General features: G+C 58.9%; 6 protein-coding genes. 4 read left to right on the plus strand and 2 right to left on the minus strand.

Going from position 1 to position 6,419, the window contains the following annotated elements; translation table 11 throughout:
• Window positions 1-146 precede the first annotated feature (146 nt).
• Both lolA and AC3WMT_RS18060 read right to left on the minus strand, forming a co-directional pair.
• A complete protein-coding gene (gene lolA, locus AC3WMT_RS18055; RefSeq protein WP_103306777.1) occupies window positions 147-767 on the minus strand; it encodes an outer membrane lipoprotein periplasmic chaperone LolA in 621 nt (206 codons plus the stop codon).
• Between the two features lie 67 nt (window positions 768-834).
• Window positions 835-3,276, minus strand: coding sequence for a DNA translocase FtsK (locus AC3WMT_RS18060; RefSeq protein ID WP_166223936.1), 2,442 nt, complete (start codon window positions 3,274-3,276; stop codon window positions 835-837).
• A gap of 263 nt (window positions 3,277-3,539) precedes the next feature.
• On the opposite strand from AC3WMT_RS18060, the gene trxB reads away from it, so the two are divergent.
• The 4 genes from trxB to infA all read left to right on the plus strand — a co-directional run bounded on the left by trxB (window position 3,540) and on the right by infA (window position 6,339).
• Complete coding sequence (trxB, locus tag AC3WMT_RS18065; protein WP_103306779.1) at window positions 3,540-4,499, plus strand: thioredoxin-disulfide reductase; 960 nt, start codon at window positions 3,540-3,542, stop codon at window positions 4,497-4,499.
• A gap of 63 nt (window positions 4,500-4,562) precedes the next feature.
• A complete protein-coding gene (gene aat / locus AC3WMT_RS18070) occupies window positions 4,563-5,243 on the plus strand; it encodes a leucyl/phenylalanyl-tRNA--protein transferase (RefSeq protein WP_103306780.1) in 681 nt (226 codons plus the stop codon).
• Window positions 5,244-5,300: 57 nt separating this feature from the next.
• Entirely contained in the window at window positions 5,301-6,008 is a 708-nt protein-coding gene (locus AC3WMT_RS18075; RefSeq protein ID WP_103306781.1) for an arginyltransferase, read from the plus strand.
• A 112-nt stretch (window positions 6,009-6,120) separates the two neighbouring features.
• Entirely contained in the window at window positions 6,121-6,339 is a 219-nt protein-coding gene (gene infA / locus AC3WMT_RS18080; protein WP_002553999.1) for a translation initiation factor IF-1, read from the plus strand.
• Window positions 6,340-6,419 lie beyond the last annotated feature (80 nt).

Here is a 6,419-nt window from a genome sequence, read left to right on the forward strand (position 1 = left end):
TCGAATTTCGAATTTTGTGGAAAACCCTGTGGCGAGGGGATTCATCCCCGATGGGCTGCGAAGCGGCCCCAAAAAAGGTGACTGCTGCGCAGTCAATCGGGGATAAATCCCCTCACCACAAAGGCTCGACCCCACAAATCATATGTTTATTCCTGAATCACGTCCGCACCCTTCGGGATGTCGAACTTGAACTTGGATGCCGGCACCGGCTCGTTGGCCTTGACCCCGGTAAACAGGATGTTGGTGCGCTGACCGACGCTGTCGATCAGTTGCATGTCGTTGAGCAGACCGTTACGGAACGACAGGCGCAGGTTGTCGAACAGGGTGTCCTTGGTTTTCGGCTTGAGGGTGAAGTCGATTACACCGCCCGCCTCTTTCGCGCTGATGTCGAAGCTCTGGCTGATCTTCGATACGTCACCGGACAACAGCAGTGCCGGCGTCTGAGTCAGGCGCTCGTCGAGCTTCTTGATGGTGGCTTGCTCAAGATCCGGGTCCCACAGGGTAACTTTCTTGCCATCGGAGACCATGGTCTGCTCGGCCGGCGCATTGGTGTGCCAGTAGAACTGGCCAGGACGCTGCAGGGTCATGTCGCCGGTGGTTTCCTGCAACTGAGTGCCGCTGCCGTCGAGGGTCAGTTGCGAGAAGTTCGCGCTCAGGGTCTTGGATGTTTCCAGCAATTGGGTCAAACGAGCCACGTCCTTGTCATCGGCGTGGGCCGTGAGTGTGGTCAAAGCCAGTACTGGCAGCAGCATGCGGATAAGACGCATGGGAGTCCTCTTGAATACTCGTTGGGAGAGCGGCGGGACATCATTGTCCCGCCTCTTGCTTTTGCAATCAGTCGCGCACCGGGCCCGGGGCCAGGACTTCACGGGAACCGTTGGTGTTCATCGAGGTGACGACGCCAGCCATTTCCATGGCTTCGATCATCCGGGCGGCGCGGTTGTAGCCGATCTTCAGCTTGCGCTGTACGGCGGAAATCGAGGCGCGGCGGCTTTCCAGCACGAACTGTACGGCTTCGTCATACAGTGCGTCGGCTTCCGGATCATCACCATCACCACCGCCGCTGCTGCCTTCAAAGCCGCTGCCCGCCTCTTCGACACCGTTGAGGATGTCATCGTTGTATTCCGGCGCGCCGCGCAGTTTCCACGCTTCGACCACACGGTGGACTTCATCGTCGGAAACGAAGGCGCCGTGAACGCGGATCGGCAGGCTGGTGCCCGGTGGCATGTAGAGCATGTCACCGTGACCGAGCAGTTGTTCGGCGCCACCCTGGTCGATGATGGTCCGCGAGTCGATCTTGCTCGACACCTGGAACGCCATACGCGTCGGAATGTTGGCCTTGATCAGACCGGTGATCACGTCCACCGAAGGTCGTTGGGTCGCGAGGATCAAGTGAATACCCGCCGCCCGCGCCTTTTGGGCGATACGGGCGATCAGTTCTTCAACCTTCTTGCCGACGATCATCATCATGTCGGCGAATTCGTCGACCACCACGACGATGGTCGGCAGCTTCTGCAGCAGCGGTGCTTCGTCGTGAATGCTTTCGCGCTTGTACAGCGGATCGCTCAACGGCTCGCCGGCGTCCTGGGCTTCCTTGACCTTGGCGTTGAAGCCGGACAGGTTACGCACGCCCATTTTCGCCATCAGTTTGTAGCGACGCTCCATCTCGGCAACGCTCCAGCGCAAGGCGTTGGCGGCGTCCTTCATGTCGGTCACAACCGGGCAGAGCAAGTGCGGAATGCCTTCGTAGATCGACAGTTCCAACATCTTTGGGTCGATCATGATCAGCTTGGCGTCTTCCGGGCCGGATTTGAACAGGATCGACAGGATCATCGCGTTCACACCCACCGACTTACCGGAACCGGTCGTACCGGCCACCAGCAAGTGCGGCATCTTCGCCAGGTCGGTGATGACCGGTTTGCCGCCGATGTCGTGGCCCAGCGCCAGAGTGACCGGCGATTTGAAGTTGTCGTACTCGGGCGTCGACAGCACTTCGGAGAAGCGCACGATCTGCCGGTCTTCGTTGGGGATCTCGATACCGACGGTGGTCTTGCCGGGAATCACCTCGACCACTCGCACGCTGGTCACGGCCAGAGAACGTGCAAGGTCTTTGGCGAGGTTGGCGATGCGACTGACCTTGACGCCGGCCGCAGGCTGGATTTCGTAACGGGTAATGACCGGGCCCGGGTGGATCGAATCCACCGTGACCTCGACGCCGAACTCCTTGAGCTTGATCTCCAGCAAGTGGCCGACCGCAGCCAGGGATTCCGGCGAGTAATTGAGTTGTTTCTTTTCCGCAGGATCAAGAATCGAGATCGGCGGCAAGGTGCCTTCCACGGCGCTGTCGACGAACAACGGTGCCTGTTTCTCTTTCTGCACGCGCTTGCTCGGCTCTGGAGCCTTGGCCGGTGCCGGAGCGATGACCGGCGGGACCTGCTTCTCGCGGTCGGACATGTGCTTGCTCAGCGCTTGCTCACGTTCAATCAGGCGTTCTTTGACTTTGGCCTGCTCACGCTTGTCAGTCACCGTCGGGGCGACCACATCGTGCACGCGGTCATCGACTTCACGTAGTTGCGCCACCAGTTGCTTGCGTTCGGTACGCGCCGACCACCAGCGGTTGAGCGCGCCCTGGAACAGCTCGAACAGGTCGAGAGTGATCTTGCCGGTGATGTCCATCACCTTGAACCACGACAGATCGGTAAACACGGTCAGGCCGAACAGGAACAGGGCGATGAACAGCAGCGTGCTGCCCTGAATGTTCAGGGCGTTTTTCGCCAGATCGCCAAGGCTTTCGCCCAGTGCGCCACCGGCACCGGCCGGCAGACCGGTCGCGGCATGAAAATGAATGTGCGCCAGCGCGGCACCGGAGAGCACCAGAAACACCAGACCGATCAGGCGCCAGGAGAACAGCCAGCCGCTCCACTGCCACGGCTCGTGGCGCTGACGGAAGATCTGATACGCCTTGATCGCCAGCAGCAACGGGAAAATGTAGGCGAAGTAGCCGAGCACCATGAACAGGATGTCGGCGCTGTAGGAGCCCGCCGGGCCGCCGAAATTCTGCACGTCGTCGATCTTGCTGTTGTGGCTCCAGCCCGGATCGTCCTTGCCGTAGGTCAGCAACGCCATCATCAGGAACAGGCACAGAGCGCCGATGGCGATCAATGCACCTTCCTTGAGCCGGTAGTGCAACTGTTGGCGCCAGAGCGGAACGACTGTTTTTGGTGCTTCGGTGGATTTCTTCAAAACGCTACTTTTCCTGCGCCGAGGCGCGTCCATCTATTGAATGACGATAAAAAACTGCCCAATCCAGGCAGGTAAAAAAGTTAACGGGTGCAACTGAGACTACTTTTAACACTGCGCTCAGGGTTTTATAAACACGGCGCGCGGCGAATATTCTGTAACAGCCCGGCATTGTACGGGTTTGTGCGCTTGATGCCATGCTTCAAACCCCAGTGTTGAGCATAGCCAAGCCGACAAGACCTGCGGTTCAATTTGAGCATGCATTACCTTTTGTGACAAAGGCTTATGAGGTGTATTTGATGAACGCAGCGAAGCATTCACGCCTGATCATTCTCGGCTCCGGCCCGGCCGGTTACAGCGCCGCCGTATACGCCGCCCGCGCCAACCTCAAACCCGTGGTGATTACCGGGTTGCAGGCCGGCGGCCAGCTCACCACCACGGTCGAAGTCGACAACTGGCCCGGCGACGTCGAAGGCCTCACCGGCCCGGTGCTGATGGAGCGCATGCAGAAACACGCCGAACGCTTTGCCACAGAGATCGTTTACGACCACATCCACACCGCCAAGTTGCAACAGCGCCCGTTCGAACTCGTCGGGGACAGCGGCACCTACACCTGCGATGCCCTGATCATTGCCACCGGTGCTTCGGCGCAATACCTCGGCCTGCCATCGGAGGAAGCCTTCGCCGGCAAAGGCGTTTCCGCCTGTGCGACCTGTGACGGCTTCTTTTATCGCAATCAGGTGGTCGCGGTGGTCGGCGGCGGCAACACTGCCGTCGAGGAGGCACTGTACTTGTCCAACATCGCCAAAGAAGTCCACCTGATCCATCGCCGCGACAAATTACGCTCGGAGAAAATCCTTCAGGACAAACTCTTCGAGAAAGCCGCCACCGGCAATGTGCGCCTGCACTGGAACCAGAATCTCGATGAAGTGCTTGGCGATGCCAGCGGCGTCACTGGCGCGCGTTTGCGTGACAGCCACACCGGCGAAACCCGTGAACTGGCGCTGGCCGGCGTGTTCATCGCCATCGGTCACAAACCCAACACCGACCTGTTCCAGGGTCAACTCCCCATGCGCGACGGCTATCTGCTGATCAAGGGCGGTAGCGACGGCGACGCCACGTCCACCGCGACCCCCGGCGTGTTTGCCGCCGGCGACGTCGCCGACCATGTGTATCGCCAGGCAGTGACCTCAGCCGGCGCCGGCTGCATGGCGGCGCTGGATGCCGAGAAGTATCTGGACGACATTCCGGTCATTTAACGGCACACTTTATCGCGGGCCAAACAGCCCGCACCGCCCTCCCCTTCTGCAAGCCTGGATGCCATGCTGACTTGGTTACAACGCAACTCCCTGACTTTTCCTCCACTGGAAAAGGCCATGCGCGACCCCAATGGATTGCTCGCCGCAGGTGGCGATCTGTCCGCCGATCGTCTGATTCAGGCTTATCGCCATGGCTGCTTTCCGTGGTTTTCCGAAGGCCAGCCGATTCTCTGGTGGTCGCCGGATCCCCGCACGGTTTTGTTTCCCGACGAACTGCACGTCTCACGCAGCCTGAGCAAACTGCTGCGCAAGGAACGCTACCAGGTCACCTTCGATCAGGACTTTGAGGCGGTGATCCGTGCCTGCGCCGCGCCCAGGGATTACGCCGATGGCACCTGGATCACCGAAGCCATGCAGGACGCCTACGTTGAACTGCATCGTCGCGGCTTCGCCCATTCTGTCGAAGTCCGGGATCAGGGCGAATTGGTCGGCGGCCTGTACGGGCTGGCGATGGGGCGACTGTTTTTTGGTGAGTCGATGTTCAGCCGCGCCGACAATGCCTCCAAATATGGCTTTGCCACACTGGTGCGGCATCTGAAGGACTCGGGTTTTGTGCTGATCGACTGTCAGATGCCAACCGACCATCTGCACAGCCTCGGCGCTCGGGCGATTCCCCGCCTCGAATTCGCCAACTATCTGGCCCGACATCTGGATCAACCCAATCACGCCACCTGGGTTTGCTGAGCGACTTTTGCGCGCGTGGCTTACACTTAATTCACCAGCTTATCCCGAGGGTTGATCATGACCGAGTTGGCGCGCTTGAAGTTTTATGCCACTCAGCCTCACTCTTGCAGTTATCTGCCTGAGGAGCAGGCCACGACCCTGTTTCTCGACCCAAGTCAGCCCATGGATGTGCATGTCTACGCAGACCTGTCGGAAATGGGCTTTCGTCGCAGCGGCGATCACTTGTATCGCCCCCATTGCCAGAATTGCAATGCGTGCGTGCCTGCGCGCATTCCCGTGGCGCCGTTCACCCCCAACCGTCAGCAGAAACGGATTTTCAAGCGCAACGCCGATTTGCAGGTGCGCCCGGCCAAACCCCAGTTCAGTGAAGAATACTTCGATCTGTATCAGCGCTACATCGAACAGCGTCACGCCGACGGCGACATGTACCCACCGAGCCGTGATCAATTCTCGACTTTTCTGGTGCGCGATCTGCCCTTCTCGCGTTTTTACGAGTTTCGTCTCGACGGACGGTTGCTGGCTGTCGCGGTGACCGATTTGCTGCCTAACGGCCTGTCAGCGGTGTACACGTTTTACGAACCGGCCGAAGAACGCCGCAGCCTTGGCCGTTTCGCCATCCTGTGGCAAATCGCCGAGAGCCAGCGCCTGGGGCTTGAGGCGGTGTACCTGGGTTACTGGATCAAAAACTGCAAAAAGATGAACTACAAGACCCAATATCGCCCTATCGAACTGCTGATTAATCAGCGTTGGGTCATCTTGAACTGAACACAAGCCGTAAACCCCTTGGCGTAAACACCATTTTTCGGGCACAATGCACGCCGCTTTTGCCTGGCGCAGTTGCACCGGGCCATTCATTGGATACCGAGGGCTTTACTGCATGTCGAAAGAAGACAGCTTCGAAATGGAAGGCACTGTCGTCGACACCCTGCCCAACACCATGTTTCGTGTGGAGTTGGAAAATGGGCACGTCGTAACCGCGCATATTTCCGGCAAGATGCGCAAGAACTACATTCGTATTCTTACCGGTGACAAAGTGCGCGTCGAGCTGACGCCCTATGATTTGAGCAAAGGGCGCATTACTTACCGCGCTCGTTAATCAAGTCAATACAGAACGCCCGGTTTATGCCGGGCGTTTTTGTTTGTCTGCGATTTGGTTGGGGTCTTGGGGTCTTGGGG

This window comes from Pseudomonas sp. FW305-7 (genome assembly GCF_058786735.1).

Coding starts and splice junctions, on each gene's coding strand:
- lolA (WP_103306777.1), bottom strand. CDS start 767: ATGCGTCTTATCCGCATGCTGCTGCCAGTACTGGCTTTGACCACACTC.
- AC3WMT_RS18060 (WP_166223936.1), bottom strand. CDS start 3,276: ATGGACGCGCCTCGGCGCAGGAAAAGTAGCGTTTTGAAGAAATCCACC.
- trxB (WP_103306779.1), top strand. CDS start 3,540: ATGAACGCAGCGAAGCATTCACGCCTGATCATTCTCGGCTCCGGCCCG.
- aat (WP_103306780.1), top strand. CDS start 4,563: ATGCTGACTTGGTTACAACGCAACTCCCTGACTTTTCCTCCACTGGAA.
- AC3WMT_RS18075 (WP_103306781.1), top strand. CDS start 5,301: ATGACCGAGTTGGCGCGCTTGAAGTTTTATGCCACTCAGCCTCACTCT.
- infA (WP_002553999.1), top strand. CDS start 6,121: ATGTCGAAAGAAGACAGCTTCGAAATGGAAGGCACTGTCGTCGACACC.